Here is a 20,539-nt window from a genome sequence, read left to right as displayed (position 1 = left end):
GTTCATTCCCCCAGATCGAGAGTGAGTTTGGTGACGGCGAACGCCTCGGCGTAGCGCGCATGGCATTCGATGCCGCGGATCCGCGCAAGACCGAGGAAGGCCTCCCGGTCGTACCAGGGCCGGTGCCGTTGCGAGGGGTAGTGCTCCTGCAGCAGCCGCACCTTTTGTTCGGCGATCTCCGGCGACAGCGGCTGGTAGGCCGCCGGACGGCCGAGATCGCCGTCCCACTTGACGATCTCGTAGCCGAGCACCAGGTGGTCGCGGAACGCCGTGGGCAGCAGCTGCGCCAGGCCGCGGTGATCCTGGTGCGCGTCATCGGTGCGCGGCGCAAGGACCAGATCCGGCTCGCTCCGCTCGCGCAGCTCCTCGACGGCGGCCTTGGCCTCCTCCCAGTGCGCCGGCAGCCGGCCGTCCGGCAGCTTGTGCACGGTCAGCCGCAGGTCGGCGCCCGGGCAGAAGGCGGCGAGCGCGGCCTGCTCCTCCTGCTCCCGCTCGCTGCCACCGCCCGAGAGCACCAGCGCGTCGACACGGATACCCGGCCGCGCGAGACACAGCGTCAGCAGCGTGCCGCCGGCGCCGATGGCGATGTCGTCGCAGTGCGCGCCTACCGCGACGAGCCGGTCCAGGCGCCCGGCCCCGAGCCGGATCACGCCCTCGCTCCGGAGCCGTCCCAGCTGCCGGTCGCGCTCGCCCCCGCGCCGTCCCGTTCCCACACGGCCCACGGACGGTCGCCCCGGGCGTAGGCGTCGTCGAGCGCGGCCCGCTCCTTCACGGTGTCCGTCGGCTTCCAGAAGCCTCGGTGCTGGTGCGCCACCAGACGGCCGCGCTTGGCCAGTTGGGCGCATCCGTCAGCGACCAGGTCCCCGTTCTCCGGGATGTGGTCGAAGACCTCCTGGCGGAGCACGAAGTAGCCGCCGTTCTCCCACAGCGGCATGTCGCTCACCGCCGTGATGCCCCCCACCAGGCCGTCATCGCCCAGGTCCACACAGTGGAACGAGGACTGCGGCGGCACCACCATCATCGACGCACCGGCGTCGCGCCGGGCGAACCGGTCGATCATTTCCGGCAGCGGGGCATCGGTGAGCACGTCGGCGTAGTTGGCGAGGAACATCTCGTCGCCGTCCAGGTGGTGCCGCACCCGGCGCAGCCGTTCCCCGATCGGTGACTCGATGCCGGTCTGCACGAACGTGATCGTCCAGGAGGCGATGTCGGTGGACAGCAGCTCGGTCTGCCCGTTGCGCATCACGAAGTCGTTGGACGTCGTCTCCTCGTAGTTGAGGAAGAAGTCCTTGATGTGGTGAGCCCCGTACCCGAGACACAGGATGAACTCCGTGTGCCCGAAGTACGCGTAGTAGCGCATGACGTGCCAGATCAGCGGCCGCGGGCCGACCATCGCCATCGGCTTGGGCACGTCGTCGGAGGCTCCGTTGCGCATACGCAGCCCATAGCCGCCGCAGAACAGTACGACCTTCACGGCTTGACCTCGACAATGCTCAGTTCCGGTATGGGAAAGACCAGTCGGCCGCCCCAGGCGTGCACGAAGGACAGCTGCTCGACCAGCTCGGCCCGCAGGTTCCACGGGAGGACGAGGACGTAGTCCGGTCTGTCGGCGGCTATCTGCTCGGGCGGCAGGATCGGGATGCGGGTGCCAGGGGTGAACCTGCCGTGCTTGTAGGGGTTGCGGTCGACCGTGTACGGGAGCAGGTCGGGCCGGATGCCGCAGTGGTTGAGCAGGGTGTTGCCCTTGCCCGGGGCGCCGTAGCCGACGACCGTCTCGCCTCGCTCGGCCGCCTCGATGAGGAACCGCAGCAGGTCCCGGCGCACCTGGGCCACCCGGGCGGAGAACTCGGTGTACCCGGACAGCTCCTGCAGCCCGGCGGCCTTCTCCCGGTCCAGCACGTCGGCCACCCGCCGGGTCGGCTCGCCGGCCACCTCGGCCGGCCGGGCCCACAACCGGATGGAGCCGCCGTGCGTGGGCAGCAGCTCGACGTCCACGAGAGCGAGTCCGCCGCTCGCCAGCGCCCGGGCCGCGGACGCGACCGTGTAGTACTGGAAGTGCTCGTGGTAGATCGTGTCGTACTGGTTCTCCTCGATCAGGGTCAGCAGATGCTGCACCTCGATGGAGACCCAGCCGTCGTCGGCGACCAGGGCGCGCAGACCCCGGGTGAAACCGACCACGTCGGGGATGTGCGCGTACACGTTGTTGGCCACGACCAGGTCCGCCGGGCCGTGCTCGGCGCGGACGTCGGCGCCGGTGGCCGGGACAAGGAACTCCGTGAGCGTGGGCACACCCGCGTCCCGCGCCGCGGCGCCGACGTTCACCGAGGGCTCGATGCCGAGGCAGCGGATCCCGCGGTCCACCACATGCCTCAGCAGGTACCCGTCGTTGCTCGCGACCTCGACCACGAAGGCGTCGGTGCCGAGACCCAGCCGCTGTACGGCGTCGGTGACGAACGTGCGCGCGTGCTCCACCCAGGAGGTCGAGTAGGAGGAGAAGTACGCGTACTCCTTGAACGTCTCCTCCGGCGTGATCAGCGGAGGGATCTGCGCGAGCCAGCAGTCGGTGCAGACCCGCAGGTGCAGCGGGTAAGCCGGCTCCGGCTGGTCCAGTTGGTCCGCGGCGAGAAAGCTCTCACACGGCGGGGTCGCCCCGAGATCGACGACGCTGGTCAGCGCCGTCGAGCCGCAGAGTCGGCATCGTGTCATCTACTGCCCCCATCCCGCTCGCGCGGGTGCCCCCGTCGCGAGCCAGTTCTTTTGTCCCCTACCGGCGGCGGGCTGTCCCCGCCGCCGGACCGTCCCGCGATCGCGGTGCGGTACCCGTCCACCAGGCGCTCCAGCCCGACGGCCGGGCTGAAGTCCTGCTCGTAACGGCGCCGGGCCGCCTGGCCCATCTCCCGGTTGCGGGCCGACTCGGCCGTGATCCGGCGCAGGCAGGACGCGAGCGAGGCGGGCTCGCCCGGCCGGTGCAGCAGCCCGGTCACCCCGTCCTCGACGAGTTCGACGAAGGCGCCGTGACCGGCGGCGACGGCCGGGACCCCCGCCGCCATCGCCTCCACGACCACCAGGCCGAAAGCCTCCAGCCATGTGGAGGGAGCCACCACGGCGACCGACCGCGCGATGGCCTGCCGGCACTTGGCCGGGTCGTACAGGCCGACGTATCGCACGTCGTCCCGGCCCGCCGCCCAGGCGGCCACCTCTCGCTCCAGTGGCCCCGCGCCGGCGATCATGAGCGGCACGCCCACACCGCCGTCGGCGGCGATCTCGTCCCACGCGGCCATGAGCAGCCGCACGCCCTTGGCCTCCGCGAGCCGGCCGAGATAGAGCAGATGCTTGCCGGCGCCCGATCGGCAAGTGCCCGGTTCGGGCACGAAGTTGTGCTTCACCGCCAGCAGTTCGGGTGGCATGCCGGCCCGCACCAGGACGTCGCGCTGCGCCGCGGAGATGCAGAAGAACCGCTCCACGCCGGACCACCACCGGCGCCGGTTGACCGAAAGGCTGACCGCGAGCGGCACCGTCGCCAGCCGGGAGTTGCGGTAGCAGCCGTGCCGGACGGCGGGCAGTGGCGTGGACCCGACGCACTCGGTGCACGGCCGACCGTCCCGCTGCAGTGTGCCGGGCGGGCAGACCTGGGTGTAGTTGTGCAGCGTGGCGACGGCGGGCACACCCGCGTCGGCGCAGGCGGCCAGCACCGCCGGCGACAGGAGCGGGAAGACGTTGTGGACGTGCACCACGTCCGGCCGCTCGGTGCGAAGCCGGGCGGCGAGCTCCGCGCGGACCGCCGGGTTCCACGGCACAAGGAGCGGCACCGCGGCCTTGGCAAGGAGGGACCGGGCGGCGATGTCGTCGCTGCGCCGCTCGAACACCTCGACCCGGTGGCCGGCCCCGCGCAGCAGCGCCACCTCCTGGTCCACGACCTTGTTCTCCCCACTCGGCTGCGCCGAGGCGTAGCGGTTGTGCACCACGAGGACGTGCATGCTCAGGTCACCTCCGATCTCTGGGCCCATCGCGGGACGCGTCGGCGAGGGACTCCGGGCGTCGAGAGGGGAGCGGCCGCGGCAGGTGCCGCCACCAGCGAGGCGGCCACGGCCAGATGCAGCAGATACGGCGAGGCGTCGCCCAGCCCGGCCTCGGTGTACGACGCGATCGCGCAGTAGCTGATCAGGAAGATCGCGCAGGCCCTCGACAGCGACGGTGGCCGCAGCAGCGCGACGCCGCCCAACACGATGATGATCGCCGCCACCAGGGTGACGCCGGTCATACCCTGCTCCTGGTAAACGGCCAGCCAGCTGTTGTCGATCGGCAGCCCGCCGAACGACTTGTCGCCCAGGCCCGCGCCGAACAGGTACTCCGAGGTCGTCCGGGGTGCTGACAGCAGGGCGTCCCAGACCTTGGCCCGACCGGTGAGGCTGGTGAAGTTCTCCTGGCTCTGTCCGCGCAGGAACCACGCCTGCAGCACGGAGCCGAACCCCACCGTGGCCACGGCGGCGCACAGCACCGCCCAGGTGAAGAACCGGCGGGCGGCGGCGCTGGTCAGGATGAGCGAGCCGATCGCCAACGCCAGCCCGATGAGCAGGCCGAGCGTGGCCGTCCGGGTGTGGGTCAGCGCCAACAGGACGAGTGCCGGCACGATGACCACCGCCGCGCTGCCCCTGTCGGTCCGGCGGCCCAGAACGAGCAGCACGGTGAGCCCGATGATCACCGCGGCGTACTGTCCGATCTGCGGCGGGGTGAGCGGCCACAACGCGCCGACCAGCCGCCCACCGTAGAGGTCGGGCAGGGCCGCGCCCGGTGAGATGACCAGGCCGGCGGCCACCGACCCGAGCACCGCGAAGTACATCCGGATGTGGTGCCGGACGAACGTCGGGCTGCCGTCCCACCAGCGGCTGAGCAGCCACAGCGTGCCGACGAAGAGTGCCAGCCGGACGCAGCGGAACAGCGCGCCGAACCCCGACTCCAGATCCGCGCTGGAGATCACGCTCGGCACCAGCAGCAGGGTGAGCAGGAACACGAAGGCGCTGGCTCGGATGCGTAGTTGGAGATTGACTGCGAGCGCCAGCGCGAACGCGGCGACCAGCGCGCCCATGGTGACCATCTGGATGAGGGAGCGGGGCAGCGGGATGATGGTCTTCGCCCCGGCGGAGCCGAGCGTGTTGAGGATCAGCAGCCCCCAGACCGTCCCGACGATCTTCGACGTGTGGCCTGCGTGGTCTGGGCTCATCTCAACCACCGTCCCGTGCGCGGAAGGTGCTGCCCGCGTCCTGCTGGTACGGCGTGCCCTGCCACTGCCAGGAGTCGAGTATCCGGCTCGGGTCGTGGGCGACGAATTTCCATGGTCCGAGGTAGACGTTGTCGTGCCAGCGGTTGTGCTGCTTGCGGGTGATCGCCTCGGCCACCCGCTCGCCCTGGTACGGCGACCAGTCCGGATAGGTGCCGTAGTTGGCCAGCACCGCCATGCGGTCGCACTTCACCGTGCAGTCGACGACGGACTTGTCCAGCACGAAGCGGTTGCCGTGGATGTCCACCCGCTGGGTCCTCCACCGGCAGTCGGCGTAGAGCGGTGCGGTGGCGATCGCCGGCCGTGCGCAGCGGTCGGTGTTCTTCACCAGCAACGTGCAGTCACCGGACGAGGTGTTGGCCGGGCTGTTGCAGAACCGGTCGGCGTTTTCCCACAGGGTGATCCCGGACCAGTTGTTCTCCAGCACGTTCCGGTAGATCTCGATCTTGTCCGTGCGGGCTCGGATCCGTGGTTCGCCGCCGGACTCGGACAGGTAGATGGTCGCGAACGGGAAGTTGTCGCCGCGGTCGGCGTACCTGCGGCCCTCGACCCAGTTGTTCCGCCGGATCGTGTTCTTCCGGATGACCGCGTTGTAGCTGGTCTCGTAGATCAGCGCGGCACCGTCGTTGGCCTCGAGCACGTTGTCCTCGATGCGGAAGTCGTTGTTGTTGGTGTCCGCCCACAACCCGGTTCCGCGGTTGTCGTGCACCCAGTTGCCGCGGACGTCGGCGCCGTTGACGGCCCAGAACTTGACGCCTCCGGTGCAGCCGCAGCCCTGCCGCCGCCGCTCCCAGTCGTCCCTGTTGTTGCCCACGATCTCGTTGCCCTCGACCACCAGGCCGCTGATACGGCCGGTGGCCTTGTACGCGTTCATGCCGTACTGACCGTTGCCGCGCAGACAGCTGGCGCGGACCCGCTGGCGGGCACCGGCCATCAACCCGGCGCCGGAGTTGTTCTGGATCGTCGCGTGCTCGATCACCCACCCGTCGGCCGAGTCATGGTTGACCACGCCCTCGTCATGCGGCGCGACGAAACCCTGCACGGTCAGGTAGCGGATGGTGACGTCGCGGGCGGTGCCGCCGAACGCGTACTGGTTGGTCTTCCGGCCGTCGAGCACCGCGCCCGGCGCGCCGAGGTAGCTGTTCCCCTCCTTGGGGATGACCTGGGCGTAGCGGTCCGGCTCGAGCCTGTGCTTGCCCGGTCGAAGCCAGAACGTGGTGTTCGGGGGGCTGCTCTTGGTCTTCGCGGCCAGGTCACCGGCCACCGCGGGGTCGACCGTCACCGCGCCCGTCGGCGCCTTCGCCGGCCCGGCCGCGGGCTTGGCGCACACCCGGGCCACGGACGTGGACGGCGCAGCGGTCGGCTCTGGCCGCGCGCCCGACGTGCTCTCACAGCCGGTCGCCACCAGCAGGGCCGGCGCCAGCAATGCCGCCGGCAACGCCCAGTGCCGCCACTTGATCCCCCCTCGTCCTCCCCCAGGGGACTTCTGACGGATCTCCGCGGCGTCACGACGCCCGGCACGCTCCCCCACTGCCTCAAGGGCGTGGGAGGTACCCCCACTCGCCTTACCAGCCGAAAGCCCAAGTACGCCCGGTCCATCAACGGGGTCTTCCAGCCGGCACGCCGAGAGCACGCACCGGCTGCGGTCTGCCTCCCCCACTCTCTGCTTCGCTCGAGCGGGGGGACCCCCATCGTGGCGGGCGCTCCTTCCTCCAGGGAGATCCATCAGAGGCCCCCTAGCCGCGGAACCTGAGTACGGTGGTGAACCCCTCCGCGCCGTCGGCGAAGCCGGTGCCGACCAGCGTGGTGGTGGGTTCCTTGCGCCCGAAGCCGGCGGAGTACCAGCCCAGCGGTGGGTCACTCTCGCCGCGATGCGCCCGCCAGCACAGCTGTCCGGGCAGGTCGAGCGCCGCGGAGCGGTCCTCGCCGTCCCGGGTCCAGGTGAGCACTGCCCGGTTCCCCACCAGGTCCGCGGCGATCGCCGGGCCGAGGTGGAACGCCAGGTGCACGGCCCGGCGCGGGCTGTGTTGGCCGTGGACCTCGTCAACCACCCTCAGCTCCTGGCTCGCGGCCGTCAGCTCCACCCGGCGGCGGTGCACGGAGCGCTGGTAACCGTCGTGCTCGGCGCACCAGCGGGCCGTCCCCCCGTCGGAGGCGCCGGATGTGTCCGCGACCAGGACTCGGCTGCGGGCATGGCGGGTCCACAGGAACGGGCCGCCGGAGACGGACTGGTCACCGCCGTCCAATTGCAGGGTGTTGTGGCCGAGGGTCGACCGGAAGTACTGCCGCCACTCGGGCTGCCCGTGGTAGCAGAACGTCCCCGGGTCGGCGAGCACGTCGACCCCGTCGTGCCGGACCTCCACGGACAGCGCGTCCGCGTGAGCATGCGCGGCGATGGAGAGGAATCCGTGCGGACCACCGTCGCAGCGGCACCAGATCTCCGCCGGACCACGCAGGATGGTCATGCCCGCGTCGGCGAAATGGGCCGGTCGGCTTGCCGGGCGGGACACGGCCGGTGCGGTTCCATTTTTCGAGTACGGCCGGATGAGCGCGGCCAGCAGCGGGGTGCGTACATCGGTGCCGGTCACCGCCGGCCACCAGGCGAGCCGGCCGAACACGGCGTCCCCGGTGGCCAGCAGCGAGGCCCAGCGGTCGGTGCCCGCGCCGTCCACGACCAGACCGTGCCCGTCGTCCGCGTCCCCCTGACGCGGCGGCCGTAGCCGGCTGTCCACGATGGCAGCGAGCGCGTCGGTCATCCGCAGCAGCGTCAGCCGGATCGGCGCGGGGACCGGCACGTCGGCGGCATCCGCCTCGGCCACCGCGGCCAGGCCGAGCTCCAGCACCAGTCCGTGATACTCGGTGGCCAGCTCGCGGTTGAGGCCGGAGTCGAAGGTGTTGCTTCGCAGCTGCCGCTCCAGCGACCGCAGCGCGTCGGCCCGCCAACGCGCCGAGGAGGGGAACCACCCGAACGCGCAGGCCGCGGCGAACTGCCCGGCGGCCTCGGCGATGACGTGGTTGTTCGCCGAAGACCCCCGGCTGGGGAAGGCGGCCAGCCAGCGCTGGTGGTGCCAGATCTGGTGGAGCGCCACCGGGTTGCCCTCGAACAGATCGGCGGCGCCCGGCCAGCCGTCGAGCAGCCGGCGGATCCACACCCAGGACAGCAGCCGGATCCCCAGCTCGATGCCGCTGGTCCAGTGCACTCCGCGCAGCGGCGCGTTGGCCGCCCACCACGACCGCAGGTGCTCGGCCACTCGCTCGGCGTACCGCTCGTCCCCGGTGATCGCGTAGGCGGCGGCGAGCACGGTCAGGTACTGATGCCGGGACAGCTCCCAGATCTGCTTGATGTCCCCGACCGCGTCCTCGTTCCGGTACGGCACGTCGAAGGCGTAGCCCCACGGAGCCCGGCGCCCGGTTTTCGGGTCGTACCACCAGTCCGGGTCGGCCAAGTCGTCGCGGTCCACCCCGAAGTACTCGACGTGCCCGGCCATCAGCCGGTCCGCCTCGGCGACGAGACGTTTCGTGGCGTCCGGTGGCACCGTGGCGATCGTCGCCGCGGGCAGTACCGCGGTGAACCGGGCGCCGGTCACGCTCGGGCAGTCCGGCCGCGCAGACCGCCACCGTCGCCTGCGCACCGTGTCGCCCAGCCGGCCGCCGACCTCCCGCGGTCCCATCCGGGACAGCCGCCGCAGGTACCAACCCGCGCTCATTGTCATCGCGCTCTCGCCAACGTCACCGGCGCGCCGCTGACCAGGCCGGCCTGCACGGCGAGGCCGGCCGCCGTGGTGGCGACCAGCGACTCCAGCGGCACCGGCATCGGCCCGCCGGTCCGCACGGCCTTGATGAACGCGGCCAGCTCGGCGGACTGGCCCTTGTCCCGGGCCCTGGGCAGCCGCGAGCTGACCCACCGCTTGCGGCGGCCGTCGTAAACAGCGGCACGGACGAAGTCGTCGAGCCGCAGCACCCTGCCGTCTGCGACAAGGTCCAGCGTCTCTTTGGGGAAGCCGGCCGCGCCGGTGGTGACGTAGCTGATGGTGGCGGTGGACCCGTCCGGGTAGCGCAGCACGACCTGCAGGTCCTCGTTGCCGGACGTGGCGACCGCGTACACCGATACCGGGTCGGCCTCGAGCAGCCAGCTCGCCGTGTCGATGAAGTGCCCGCCCTCGCCGGCGAACCGCGAGCCCTCGGTGCCTTGTTGGAGGTACCAGCTGCCGTGCTGCAGCCGGCCCGCGTTGACCAGGTAGCGGAGGCTCGCCGGACCGGTCCGGGCGCCGAACCGCTTCCTGGCCTCCTGCAGCAGCGGCGCGAACCGGCGGTTGAAGCCCACCTGCAGCCGGTCGTTGCCGGACTCCTCCGCCGCAGCGAGCACGCCGGCCAGTTCGTCCTCGGTGAGGGCCAGGGGCTTCTCGACGAACACCGCCTTGCCGGCCAGCAGTGCCTGTCGGGTCAGTTCTGCGTGCGAGCTGTGCCGGGTGACCACGAACACCGCGTCGATGGACTTGTCGCCGAGCACGGCGTCGAGATCGGTGGTCGCCTCGGCGAAGCCGAACTTCCGCTTCGCGTTGGCCGCGGACAGCGCCGTCGTGGTGACGACCGTGGACAACTCGACGCCGTCGCGCTGTGCCAGGTGCGGCAGCAGCATCGACGTCGCGTAGTTTCCGGCGCCGACGAACGCCAGCCGCACCGATGCCTTGGCAGACCGGGCCGGGGTGGACATTCCGCCGCTGCGTCGCACCGCGGGCACGGCCACCGCCGGGGCCCCCGCTTCCTCCGCTTCCCCCGCGTGTTCGGGGTACCGGAACAGCACGGCCACGGCCTTCAGGTCGCCGTCCTTCAGGCGCTGGTACGTCTCGACGGCGTCATCGAAGTCGGCTATGTGGGAGACCAGGGGCTCCACGTCGACGCGGCCGCGGGCGAGGAGATCGAGGAAACACGCCAGGTTGCGGCGCTCGGTCCAGCGCACGTAGCCGATCGGGTAATCCCGCCCCTCGAGCTCGTACTCGGGGTCGTAGCGCCCGGGGCCGTACGAGCGGGAGAACCGGACGTCGAGCTCTTTCTCGTAGTACGCGTTCCACGGCAGGTCCAGGCGGCACTTGCCGATGTCGACGACCCGGCCGCGGTCCCGGCTCATCCGGGCGGCCAGCTCGACGGGCTGGTTGCTGCCGCCACCGGCGGCCAGGTACACCTGGTCCACGCCGTGACCGCCGGTGAGTTCGGCGACGGAGTTCTCCACGGTCGCGGAGGCGGGATCGCCGCAGGCCGCCGCGCCGAGGCGCTCGGCGAGCTCGCAGCGCACCGGGTCGGGGTCGACCCCGATGACGCGGACTCCCGAGGCGGCCAGCAGCTGTACCACCAACTGCCCGATCAGCCCGAGGCCGATGACCAGCGCCACGTCGCCGAGCTGTGGCTCGCCCTGGCGGACGCCCTGCATCGCGATCGACCCGACGGTGCCGAAGGCCGCGTGCCGCGGCGCGAGGCCGTCCGGCACCCGGGCGTAGAGGTTCTTCGGCACCCAGTTCAGCTCGGCATGCAGCGCGTGCTCGTTGCCGGCGCAGGCCACGAGGTCGCCGACCTTCACATCGTCGATCCCGGTGCCGACCTGCTCGACCACCCCGCACAGCGAGTAGCCCAGCGGCGTGTAGGAGTCCAGCTTGCCCATCACCTTGCGGTAGGTGGCGGGCACCCCGTTGGTGGCCACGCTCTGCACGACCTTGGCCACCTGGTCCGGCCGGGAGCGGGCCTTGCCCAGCATCGACATGCCGGCCTCGGACACCTTCATGAGCTCGGTCCCGGTGGATATCAGCGAGTAGGCGCTCCGGACCAGCACACCGTCCGGCTTGCACCCCGGCACCGGCACGTCAAGCAGCGCCAGCTCGCCACTCTTGTAGTTCTGCACGACCTGTTTCACCCGAAGTCCTCTTGTCTCTACGTTGTCAAGGGAGAGTTCTGCTGGACCCGGAGGTCGCGCCGCGATACCAGTACTCAAGGGTCAGCACATGCCACAGATGCTTGGAGAAGTCCCGATGCCCGGCGGCGTCCTCGGCGACCATCCGCGCCAGCGCGTCGCGGCGCAGGAACCCGGAACGGACGAGCACGCCGTCGTTCACCACCTCGCGCACCAGCGGTGCCAGATCCCGGCTCATCCAGGCGCGCAGCGGGGCACTGAACAGGCCCTTGGGCCGGTACACGATCTCCCGGGGCAGGATCGAGGTGGCCGCCTCCTTGAGGACGGCCTTGCCCTGTCGTCCGACGATCTTGCGTTCGCCGGGCACGGCGAACGCCGCCTTGACCACCTCGACGTCCACGTACGGCACCCGCACCTCGGTCGACGCGGCCATGCTCGACCGGTCCGTGTACGTGAGGTTCAGGCCCGGCAGGAACATCCGGGCGTCGCCCAGGCACATGCGGTTGACGAAGTCGTCGAGGTCGTTGTCCTGGTAGACATCCGCATGCTCGGTCAGCACGTCATCGACCGTCCCGGCCAGGTCCGGATCGACCAGGGCGAGCAGCTCGTCCTGGTCGTACATGGTGTAGCTGCGCCGGAACGCGGTCTCCTCCGGCAGATCGGCGAAGGACAGGAACCGCTTCGCGAAGCGCACCGACCGGTACCCCCGGCGGGCCGTGGCGACCGGCAGCCGGTCCACGGCCCTGGACAGGCCGCGCCGCAGGGGCCGCGGGACGCGCTGGTAGCGCAGCGCGATCAGGTTGGCCAGGTGCTTGCGGTAGCCGGCGAACAGCTCGTCGGCACCCATCCCCGAGAGCATCACCTTGACCCCGGCCTCCCGGGCGGCCGAGCAGATCAGGAAAGTGTTGATTGCGGCGGGGTCACCGATCGGCTCGTCCAGGTGGTACGTCATCTGCGGCAGCAGGTCGAGCACGTTCGGAGCGATCTCGATCTCATGCAGGTCGACGCCGAACCGCTCGGCCACCCGCCGGGCATGGCGCAGGTCGTCCGGCATCGCCTCGAACCTGGCGTCCTCGGCGCGGAACCCGATCGTGTAAGCGGAGATCCCGGGTTGGTCGCGGGCCGCCAGCGCGGTCAGGTAGCTGGAGTCCAGTCCGCCGGATAGGAAGGTCGCCACGGGTACGTCGGAGAGCAGGTGGCGCCGAGTCGACTCCTCGACGATGGCAGCGACATCCGGCTGCTCGCCGCTCCGGGCCCGCTCCCGGGCCTCGGCGGCGACGTCCCTCAGGTGCCAGAACCGGCCGCGCTCCACCCGGCCGTCAGGCCGGCACCGGAGCCAGCTCCCCGGCGGCAGCTTCTCCGCTTCGCGGAACGCGCACCGTGAGTCCGGCACCCAGTAGTACAGCAGCGAGGCCACCAGCGCCGCATGGTCCACCTGCAGCGACCCGCCGGTCACGGCGGCGAGCGCCTTGAGCTCGGAGGCGAACACCAGGCCCTCGCCGCGCCGCAGCAGGAACAGCGGCTTGACGCCGAGCTGGTCGCGGGCGAGCACCAGGTCACCGGTTCGCTCGTCGAAGATCCCGAACGCGAACATGCCGCGCAGTCGGGGCAGGCAGTCCGTGCCCCAGCGCCGCCAGGCCTCAAGGAGCACCTCGGTGTCGGAGGTACCGCGGAAGCGCACCCCGGCGGCTGCCAGCTCGGCACGCAGCTCGGGCGCGTTGTACAGCTCGCCGTTGTACGTCAGGACGAGGCCGCCCGAGACCATCGGCTGGGCGCCGGTCTCGGACAGGTCGATGATGGCCAGCCGGCGGTGCCCGAGGTGCACTTCGCCGTCACCGGCGGGGTGGCTGTACCGGCCCGCCCCGTCCGGACCGCGGTGGGCGAGGGTATCGGTGAGCCGGTCGGCCACGACCTTCCCGTCCGGCCATCGGTAAGTGCCTGCGATGCCACACATGTTCTACCGCGCCTCCTGGTCGCTGTCCGGGACCCGTGCCGCCCACATCGGCAGCCGCTCCGTCTGCCGCGGGCCCGTCCCGTTCTGTCGGGCCAGCCGCTCGTTCTGGCCACGCAGCGCGGTGTGCAGCCCGTCCCACAGCGTGCCGTCGGTCCGGTCACGCGGATCGGGGTCGATCAGCACCACACCGATCACCGGAATGCGCTGGTCCGCGAGCTGCCGCGCCACGGTGTGCAGCCAAGCGGCGCTGCCGTGCCCGGCACGCACTACGAGCACGGTCTGAGTGCCGAGGTACTGGAGGTCGGTCCACGCCGCGCCGGGCGCCACCGAGCCGACGCCGAGCCGGCGCTCCTGATGCGACACGGCCGCGGCACGCTCGCCGCTGACCACGGTCGGGTCTCCTGGCTTCGGGCGGCGGCCTGCGAGCTGCAGGCCGGGCAGACCATCGATGATGACCACTGGCCCCTCCGCCGCCAGTGCCCCGGCGAGGTCCAGGGCGATCACGCTCGTGCTGCGCGCACAGCCCAGTTCCAGCAGCGACACCGGTTCCGCGGAGCTGCGCACGGTGCGGGCCAGGGACGCGGTGAGCCGTTCGCGTGCCGCCCGGGTCCGTCGGCGCTGCCACAGCCTGGCCGACCGGCGGGGCAGTTCCGCAATGACCGAGGCGCCGAGGTTCGCCGCGATATCCCGGCGCAGCACGGGGCGGTCCGCCACCACTGTGCCGACCGCGGCCACCACGAGCCCGAGGACGAGCCCGAGGACGAGCCCGATCGCGGCGTTGGTGGCAGCGGTCCTGGGCAGGGAGTGCCGCATCGCGCGTGGGGCGTCCACGATCTGTGTGCCGGCGATGAGCTGGGGCGTGCCGGTGCGCGCATCTGCGGCGCGCTGATCGAAATCGGCTATCCGCGAGGTGAGTTCGGCCCGCCGGGCGAAGAGCGACTCGAAGTCCGCCGAGCCTTCCGGGCTGCTCTCCGGCGATCCGTCTCCGATCGCCTTGTTGACTTGGGCGAGTTCGTCCCGCATTCGGTCACGCTGGTCGAGCAGAGCCTTGGCCTTGGCGTTCGCGGCTTCCTGTATCCGCTTCACATGGTCCGCGACGAACGCATCGGCCAGCGCCTTGGCTCGGGCCACCGCTACCGCGTCGCTGTCACCTGTCACATTGATCTGCAGCAGGTTGTTGGTCAAGCCGATACCCCCGTAGTCCTGCATGAAGTCCTCTGGTTTTTCCGCGGACTCGAGGGACTCCAGGGCCTTACCGGCGATCCGCGTGGTCTGCAGCAGACCGACGTCGGTGCGGATCAGCGTTCCGGGGTCGTTCGGCTGGTCCGCCTCATGCGCGACCAGCACCTTGGTCACCGCGGTCGGCGGCGGCGGCATGAGGACCGCAACCGACGCGCCGACCAGCAGCCCCAGCAGTGCCATGGAACACCAGAGGCGGCGGCGCCTGCGCACCGCGATCACCAGAGCCTGCAGGTCCAGCAGCGGAGCGGCGGCCGACGACTCCGAAGTCGTACTCGTCGTCACCCTGAGCCTCCCGTCGCGTCGACGCCAGCCGCGACCGCCGGCGTGGTGCGATCCGGAGGATGGCCGGCAGACCGCGTCGGACGGGCCCGGACCGTGCCGGCGAGGACGATGCCGACGACCTCGTGCTTGGCGTCCGCACACGCCTCGGCGATGCCGGCGAGCTCCCCTGCGGTCCAGCTGCCCGCGCTGAGCACGACCAGGGCACCGGACTCGTTGTCGCGGTCCGGCACCATTGGCTGGGACACCGAAACCCCCACCACCCGCAGCAGCGGATCGCTCTCGGCCTCGGCGACGAGCTGCCCGGCTGCCCGGCGGGCGATCTCGTCGCCGTCCGGGACGACAACGAGCAGCCGCCGGGGGGCGGGCAGTTGGTCCCGGAGGCGGGCGCACGCCCGCCGGTAGCGGATCTGCCTGCCGGCCTCGTCGCCGGACGTCTGCGGGGTCGGTATGTCCCACGGGACGTCGACGCCCAGCAGCCGGCGGATCCGGGCCCGCGGGCCACGGCCTTCCGGCCGGTGCGCGGGCCGTTCACCAGGTACGTCGACGGTACCCAGCAGCGCCGAGCCCAGCGCCGCGGCGATCTCTGGTTCGGTGCGCAGTCGGCGACTCATCCGTGCGGCGGTGAGATGGCCGATGACCGCGAGCAGGAAGAACAGCAGCGCCCCGGCGACGACGAGCTGCATCCTCGTCGGCGGTGCCTCGCCGGCCGGCCGGGCCGCCGGCCCCATGACGACCATGGTGGCCTTGTTGGCAGCCGGGTCGGCCTGGTCCAGCTTGGTGACGGCCTCCTGCAGCGCGGTGCGCAGCTTCGCGAGCTCGGTGCGGGTCTGCACGCTCTCCACGGTCTGCCCCGGATCGGCCGCCTCGGCCAGATCGGTGATGCGGCGGCTGGTCTGCGCCACCATCTTCCGCAGTGCCTCGGGCCCCGCCGCCGCTTCGGGGTCGGTGTTGTCGCCTGCAATCCGCGCGGCGAATGTGACGTACTGCTGGGCCACCTGGTCGGAGAGTTGCTGTGCGCGCTTGGGGGTGTCGGCCGTGCCCGAGATCTTGATGATGTTCCCGTCGGCGGCCTTGGCGCTCACCCGATCCCGCAGCTCGCTGCCGCTGACACCGGTCCAGCCGAGCGTGGCAGCCGCGCGGTCGACCACCACCGAACTGGTCGCGATCTCCGCCTGAGTCAGCAGCTCGCGCTCCTGCCACGCCCCCGGCAGCAGTACCGATGCCGACGTCGTGTAACGCGGCGGAACCAGCAAGGAGGTGCCGAAGCCGACGAGCGCGCCCACCACGGCGAGGATGGTGAGAAGCCGCCGGCGCCGACGGACGATCCGACCGATCGTGACCAGGCGTATCGTGTCATCGCTCAACGGCGCGGCCTTTTCCCTGCCCGGTCCGGGGCGCCCGCCGACACCGGAGCGTGGTCACGGCAGGCAGCGGCGTAGGCGGCGAGCAGCGATCGCTGGGAGTTCCGCCAGGAGAGCGGCCCGCTGATCCGCTCCTGGCCGATCTTGCCCATCCGGGCCCGCTCCTCCGGATCGTCCAGCAACAGCGCGATGAGCCTGGCGAACTCGGCCTCGTCGTTGGCGGGCGCGTAGACGGCGGCGTCACCGGCAGAGACTCGCGCCTCCCGGAGGTCGAACGAGACGATCGGCCGGCCCATCACCATGTACTCCAGGACCTTGTTCATGGTCGACACGTCGTTGAGCGGATTGCGCGGGTCGGGGGAGAGGCACACGTCCGCGGTGGACAGGTAGCGCACCAGGTCGGCGTCCGGAATGCGCCCGGTGAACTGCACCTGCTCCGAGAGCCCGAGCCGCCGGGACAGCTCCACCATCGCGTCGAAGGTGTCGCCGGCGCCGACGAACACCGCATGCCAGTCGGTCCGCCCGAGCTCGTCGCGCAGCTTCGCGAGGGCCCGCAAGGCGTAGTCGACGCCGTCCTGCGGGCCCATGACGCCGAGGTAACACAGCAGATGAGGCTTGCCGCGCTTCAGCTCCGGCTCGGGCGGTACGGGGTGGAACCGGTCGATGTCGGGTGCGCTGCGCACCACGAAAACGTCCGCCGGCCGCCGACCGCCACGGCGCACCGCGACGTCCCGGTAGCTCTCGTTCGTGGCGAGTACAACGTCCGCGGCCCGGTAGGTCAGCCGTTCCAGCGCGCACACGGCGCGGTAGAGCAGATCTTCGCCGCGGTCGAACCTGGAGAGGTACAGCTCGGGTACCAGGTCGTGCTGGTCGAAGACGAACCGCGCTCCGTGCCGCTTCAGCCACAGTGCCGGCAGGAACAGCAGGTCGGGAGGGTTGCAGGCGTGGACCACGTCGACCGGGCCGACCTTCCGGGCCAGCCGGACCGTATGCCACAACGCCGATCCGTACTCCCGCAGGTAGCCGGCCGGCCCTCCGGTGGCCGCGCGCAACGGGTAGCGGTGGATCCGCACCCCGTCGATCTCCGCCTCCGGCTCCGTGTCCCGCTTGTTCCCCCGGGGACAGATGACGTGCACCTTCCAGCCCGCGTCGCGCAGCGTCGTGCACTCCTGCCACACCCGCCGGTCGAACGGCACCGACAGGTTCTCCACCAGGATCAGCGCGCGCCGGTCCGGCCGGTCGCCGCTTCTCGCGTCACCAAGCAAGGCCCATGTACCCCGGTTCGGCCCGGCGCGCTTCGGCGTCGGGAAGGTGGATGAGGTCGACGATCACCGGGCCGTCGCCATGGGGCAGCGCCGACAGCACGGCTGGATCTTTGGTCCCGACCAGGCACACCTCGGCGTGCTCGAGCACCTCGTCGACGGAATCCGCGAGCAGCTGGGCGAGGTGGGGCAGCCGGGTCTCGATGTACTCCCGGTTCGCGCCGAGCAGCCGGGAGAGGTTCACGTTGGGGTCGTAGATCCGCAGGTCGTAACCCTTGCCGAAGAGCCTCTCCGCCAGCTCGACGAGCGGGCTCTCGCGGAGGTCGTCGGTGCCGGGTTTGAAGGACAACCCGAACAGGCCCACCTGACGCTTGCCGGTGCGCTCGACCAGTTCCACCGCGCGCTGCAGATGGTCGGAGTTGGAGGGCAGCACGTGGGCGAGGATCGGCACCGAGACGTCGGCCCGCCGCGCCGCGTGGACCAGGCTGCGTAAGTCCTTGGGCAGGCAGGAGCCACCGAAGGCGAAGCCGGGCCGCAGGTAGGCGGGGCTGATGTTCAGCTTGCGGTCGGCCAGGAACACGTCCATCACCTGGTGCGAGTCCACCCCGAGCGCCTGGCACACAGCGCCCAGCTCGTTCGCGAAGCCGATCTTGAGGCCGTGGAACGCGTTGTCCGCATACTTGATCGCCTCGGCCGTCGGGACCGGCACCCGGAACACCTCGCCGGGCAAGCCGTCGTACAGCGCCATCACCGCGTCGCCGCTTGCCGGGTCGAGCTCGCCGATGACGGTCTTGGGCGGGTCGAAGAAGTCCCGCACGCTCGTGCCCTCGCGCAGGAACTCCGGGTTGACCGCGACCCCGATGTCCACCCCGGCCGTGCCGCCGACGTACTTCTCCAGGATCGGTACCAGCAGGTTCAGGCACGTGCCCGGGAGCATGGTGCTGCGGAACACGACGGTGTGCCGCCCACCCCGCTCGGCCAGCGCGGCGCCGATCTGCTCTGTGACCCGCTCCAAGTACGTGGTGCACAGGCTGCCGTTGGGCTCCGACGGCGTGCCCACGCAGACCAGCGACACCTCGCTGCCCATGATCGCTTCGCGGACGTCGCCGGCAGCGCGTAACGCTCCGGTCCGCACGACCTCGGCGATGAGCTCGCCGATCCGCTCCTCGACCACCGGGGCCTTGCCGTCGTTGACCAGGTCGACCTTCACCTGGTTCACGTCCACCCCGATGACCTCGTGACCCATGCTCGCCAGACACGCGGCCGACACGCAGCCCACGTAGCCGAGCCCGAAAACGCTGACCCTCATGACCCGTTCCTCCCCCCAGGCAGGCCCTCCCGGCCTGCGGTCCGCGCGCCGGCGGGACCGTTGAGTTGCAGACCCCCGCGCATCAGTAGGCCCCCTGCCCATGGAGCACGGCACGCAGCGTCTTCCACAAGATCACTGTGTCCAGGGCGAGCGACCAGTCCTCCACGTACCGCAGGTCCAGCCGGACCGCCTCCTCCCACGACAGGTCGCTGCGTCCGCTGATCTGCCACAGGCCGGTGAGTCCGGGCTTGACCAGCAGCCGCCGCCGGATGTCCGGGCCGTACGCAGCGCACTCCTCCGGTAACGGCGGCCGCGGACCAACGAGCGACATCGATCCGGTGAGCACGTTGAAAAGCTGCGGGAGCTCGTCGATCGAATACCGGCGCAGCACCGCTCCCACCCGGGTCACCCGCGGATCCCGGCGGAGCTTGAACAGCAGGCCGGCGCCCTCGTTGCGGTCGGCCAGCTCGGCACGTGCCCCGTCAGCCCCGGCGACCATGGTGCGGAACTTGAGAATGGTGAACTCGCGGCCGTCCTTGCCGACCCTGCGCTGGCGGTAGAACGCCCCGCCCCGACTGTCCACCAGCACGAGCAGCCCGACGAACACCATCAGCGGCGCGAACAGCATCAGCAGAATCGTTGCGCCTATCCGGTCGACGGCCCCCTTGACCGCCCGGCGGCCCCCGGTGAAGGTCGGCATGCTGACCCGCAGCAGCGGGATCCCCAGCACCGCGTCGATGTGCAGCCGCGGGCCGGCCACCTCCATCAGCACGGGGGCCACGACCATCTCGGCGTCGCTGCCTTCGAGGTTCCAAGCCAGCCGCTGCAGCCGGTCCGGTGACCAGTGCGGGTCCGGTGTGACCGCGACGACACGGTAGCCGTCGCGGCTGACGTGGCCCGCGACGTCCGACAGCCGGCCGACGACCGGCACTCCGTCCAGTTGGTCATCGTCGAGCCCGAGACCGTCCGTCGTGCACACCGCATCCACCCGCCAGCCCAGGTGCGGGAACTTACGGGTTCGGGTGATCAGGTCGCGCACGGTGGCCAGGCTCCCGGCAGCGAGCACCGGTCGCAGGCACCGTCCTTCCTTCCGCTGTTTGTGCAGCCGGAGGCGCAGCAGATACCGCGCGGTCATGGTGATGAGCGCGATCGCGGGGATCGCGACGAAGATCCAGAGCTTGATGTTGCGCGAGGTGAGGGCGATCCCGCCGAGCGCCAGTACGACGGTCGCAGTGAACAGTGAGCGTCCGAGCCGGCGGAATTCCTCGGCGCCCTGGCCGAGCACGGCCGGAGCCCATGACCGGCTCACCGCAAGCGCCCCCAGCACCAGCAGCTCGGTGCCGAATGCGAGAATTCCCCACTTCTCATGCCAGTTGGCCGCGTCCCGGGCCCCAAAGAAATTGCCGATCGCCGCCACCACGAAGGCGGTGGCCACGGTATCGCTGATGATCACGGTACGGCGGTACCGCTGCTCCCAATCGATCGTGTGCGGGCTGATTGCCCCGTCCGCCAGACGCCCGCGCGCCGACGGAAACGGGCTGAGTAATTCCCCTTGCGGCACAGAACCCCCCAGGTCCCCAGTGGTTCGACGTGTTCGCCTCACACTGTTCCTCCCCCCGGGAGGCCCCCGCCCCCCGCACTGTTCCTCCTCTCGGGAGGCCCCCGCCCCCCCGCGCACGACATCCCGGCTATTTCAGAGCTACTCGAACAACCCACCCTGGCGGCAGCAGACTCGCATGTCCTGCACAGACTCTCGAGGTGCGCGGGACCCGTCGAAACCTCGGATGCTCCCCGCACCCAAGGCCCCCTCTCGGGCTCCAAGAATTGATCATCCCCACGTCTGGTGCCGGGGACGCGACTGCTGGCTTTACGTAGCGCCGGACCTATAGATCATTAATGGTCGCCTCGTGCCCGAACAGCTGAAGCACGGTCAATCTAGACCATCGGGG

General features: G+C 70.9%; 14 protein-coding genes. All 14 read right to left on the bottom strand.

Features of this window, described 5'->3' with window-relative positions; translation table 11 throughout:
• Nucleotides 1–2 precede the first annotated feature (2 nt).
• On the bottom strand, nucleotides 3–650 hold the full coding sequence (locus tag ACFYWX_RS19475; protein WP_389425282.1) for a PIG-L deacetylase family protein: 648 nt from the start codon (nucleotides 648–650) through the stop codon (nucleotides 3–5).
• Nucleotides 647–1,474 carry a glucose-1-phosphate cytidylyltransferase gene (locus ACFYWX_RS19470; RefSeq protein WP_389425281.1) on the bottom strand — a complete coding sequence of 276 codons (828 nt, stop codon included), beginning with the start codon at nucleotides 1,472–1,474 and terminating at the stop codon, nucleotides 647–649. Before ACFYWX_RS19470 ends, ACFYWX_RS19475 begins: the two co-directional genes overlap by 4 nt.
• The gene (locus ACFYWX_RS19465; protein ID WP_389425280.1) at nucleotides 1,471–2,706 is read right to left on the bottom strand and encodes a class I SAM-dependent methyltransferase; all 1,236 of its coding nucleotides are present in this window, start codon (nucleotides 2,704–2,706) and stop codon (nucleotides 1,471–1,473) included. The genes ACFYWX_RS19470 and ACFYWX_RS19465 overlap by 4 nt, the downstream gene beginning before the upstream one ends.
• On the bottom strand, nucleotides 2,703–3,977 hold the full coding sequence (locus ACFYWX_RS19460) for a glycosyltransferase (RefSeq protein ID WP_389425279.1): 1,275 nt from the start codon (nucleotides 3,975–3,977) through the stop codon (nucleotides 2,703–2,705). Before ACFYWX_RS19460 ends, ACFYWX_RS19465 begins: the two co-directional genes overlap by 4 nt.
• 2 nt (nucleotides 3,978–3,979) lie before the next feature.
• Nucleotides 3,980–5,221 carry an O-antigen ligase domain-containing protein gene (locus ACFYWX_RS19455; protein ID WP_389425278.1) on the bottom strand — a complete coding sequence of 414 codons (1,242 nt, stop codon included), beginning with the start codon at nucleotides 5,219–5,221 and terminating at the stop codon, nucleotides 3,980–3,982.
• A 1-nt stretch (nucleotide 5,222) separates the two neighbouring features.
• Nucleotides 5,223–6,716, bottom strand: coding sequence for a right-handed parallel beta-helix repeat-containing protein (locus ACFYWX_RS19450; RefSeq protein WP_389425277.1), 1,494 nt, complete (start codon nucleotides 6,714–6,716; stop codon nucleotides 5,223–5,225).
• Nucleotides 6,717–7,014: 298 nt separating this feature from the next.
• A complete protein-coding gene (locus ACFYWX_RS19445; RefSeq protein ID WP_389425276.1) occupies nucleotides 7,015–8,991 on the bottom strand; it encodes an alginate lyase family protein in 1,977 nt (658 codons plus the stop codon).
• Nucleotides 8,988–11,183, bottom strand: coding sequence for a bi-domain-containing oxidoreductase (locus tag ACFYWX_RS19440; RefSeq protein ID WP_389425275.1), 2,196 nt, complete (start codon nucleotides 11,181–11,183; stop codon nucleotides 8,988–8,990). Before ACFYWX_RS19440 ends, ACFYWX_RS19445 begins: the two co-directional genes overlap by 4 nt.
• 25 nt (nucleotides 11,184–11,208) lie before the next feature.
• Nucleotides 11,209–13,134: an asparagine synthase (glutamine-hydrolyzing) gene (gene asnB, locus ACFYWX_RS19435; RefSeq protein WP_389425274.1), complete on the bottom strand. Its 1,926-nt coding sequence runs from the start codon at nucleotides 13,132–13,134 to the stop codon at nucleotides 11,209–11,211.
• A 3-nt stretch (nucleotides 13,135–13,137) separates the two neighbouring features.
• Nucleotides 13,138–14,658 carry a Wzz/FepE/Etk N-terminal domain-containing protein gene (locus ACFYWX_RS19430; protein WP_389425273.1) on the bottom strand — a complete coding sequence of 507 codons (1,521 nt, stop codon included), beginning with the start codon at nucleotides 14,656–14,658 and terminating at the stop codon, nucleotides 13,138–13,140.
• Nucleotides 14,655–16,022, bottom strand: a complete 1,368-nt coding sequence (locus ACFYWX_RS19425) for a Wzz/FepE/Etk N-terminal domain-containing protein (RefSeq protein ID WP_389425272.1) — start codon at nucleotides 16,020–16,022, stop codon at nucleotides 14,655–14,657. The genes ACFYWX_RS19430 and ACFYWX_RS19425 overlap by 4 nt, the downstream gene beginning before the upstream one ends.
• A complete protein-coding gene (locus ACFYWX_RS19420; protein ID WP_389425271.1) occupies nucleotides 16,019–17,284 on the bottom strand; it encodes a glycosyltransferase family 4 protein in 1,266 nt (421 codons plus the stop codon). Before ACFYWX_RS19420 ends, ACFYWX_RS19425 begins: the two co-directional genes overlap by 4 nt.
• Nucleotides 17,274–18,590, bottom strand: coding sequence for a nucleotide sugar dehydrogenase (locus tag ACFYWX_RS19415; protein WP_389425270.1), 1,317 nt, complete (start codon nucleotides 18,588–18,590; stop codon nucleotides 17,274–17,276). The genes ACFYWX_RS19420 and ACFYWX_RS19415 overlap by 11 nt, the downstream gene beginning before the upstream one ends.
• An 82-nt stretch (nucleotides 18,591–18,672) precedes the next feature.
• Entirely contained in the window at nucleotides 18,673–20,151 is a 1,479-nt protein-coding gene (locus ACFYWX_RS19410; protein ID WP_389425269.1) for a sugar transferase, read from the bottom strand.
• Nucleotides 20,152–20,539 lie beyond the last annotated feature (388 nt).

Source organism: Streptomyces sp. NPDC002888, assembly GCF_042888465.1.
Lineage (GTDB): Bacteria > Actinomycetota > Actinomycetes > Streptomycetales > Streptomycetaceae > Streptomyces.
The sequence above is the reverse complement of the archived record's forward strand: the minus strand, read 5'-3'. Positions and strand labels throughout refer to the sequence as shown.